General features: G+C 56.8%; 2 protein-coding genes. Both read right to left on the bottom strand.

Translation table 11 applies throughout. The features are described from left to right. Positions 1–196 (bottom strand): hypothetical protein (locus tag ABJ99_RS29145; RefSeq protein ID WP_154864422.1); only part of this gene is annotated, 196 nt, incomplete at its 3' end. 11 nt (positions 197–207) lie between these two features. Then, the gene (locus ABJ99_RS13605) at positions 208–714 is read right to left on the bottom strand and encodes an integrating conjugative element protein (RefSeq protein ID WP_054086287.1); all 507 of its coding nucleotides are present in this window, start codon (positions 712–714) and stop codon (positions 208–210) included. Between the last annotated feature and the right edge of the window lie 53 nt (positions 715–767).

The raw sequence follows: 767 nt of genomic DNA, 5'->3' as shown, positions 1-767 counted from the left end.
GCACCTGCCATGCTTGTTTCAGACGCACTAAACCTAGAGCGAGAAAGCCCGCGGAGGTCACGATGCCGAACAGCGGAGTAAGCGCAAATGCCCAGGGCGCGAACACGCATAGGAATGCACCTGCAGCGCACACATATACGGTGTAGAGCTCAACGGCGGGCCTGAGCAGTGATTCGATGGCGTAATCGTGAGCCATAACCCGACCTCCTATTGCTCGATGGCGGTTGGGGTGATCAACACCGGATAGTGATTCAGACCGAGACGTTGAGAAAGCTCGTCACCAGATGCGGGGGACACGAGCGCGTCGGGCAACCAACTCCTGACTACGGCAAGTCGTTCTTGTGTGGCCACGTTGACCACCAGTCCTACGGCCTGCATCTGCTTCAGCACCGCACCGCGCTCTTGTAGCCATCGGCGTGATGTTTCATCGTCCCCGATCAGGAACAAAGGCTGCAGGCCTGGCGCGTTGATGATTCGGCCCTCAACTGTCCCTGGAGTCATTCGAGTGGTGCGTACCGGCAATCCCTGTGCTGCTACAGGATCCAGTTGCGAGGTCAGGTCATTTGAGACAGAAGAGGATGGCTCGGGATTGAGAGATCGATAGTAAGGCAGCGCTGAGTCACCACCTTTGTCTTTAACCACGGTGAGCTCTGCAGCTTGGCAGATCATAAATGGCAGGCAGAGCGCTGTGCCGAGGATCACTGATCGGGTCATGGATTGGTCACCAGCATTTGGATGCCGGTTACCCGGCTGAGATGTTTGGCAAA

Source organism: Pseudomonas syringae pv. cilantro, from assembly GCF_001293775.1.
Taxonomy (GTDB): Bacteria; Pseudomonadota; Gammaproteobacteria; order Pseudomonadales; family Pseudomonadaceae; genus Aquipseudomonas; species Aquipseudomonas syringae_P.
Note: the sequence above shows the minus strand (reverse complement) of the source record. Positions and strands in the feature narration are given on the sequence as shown.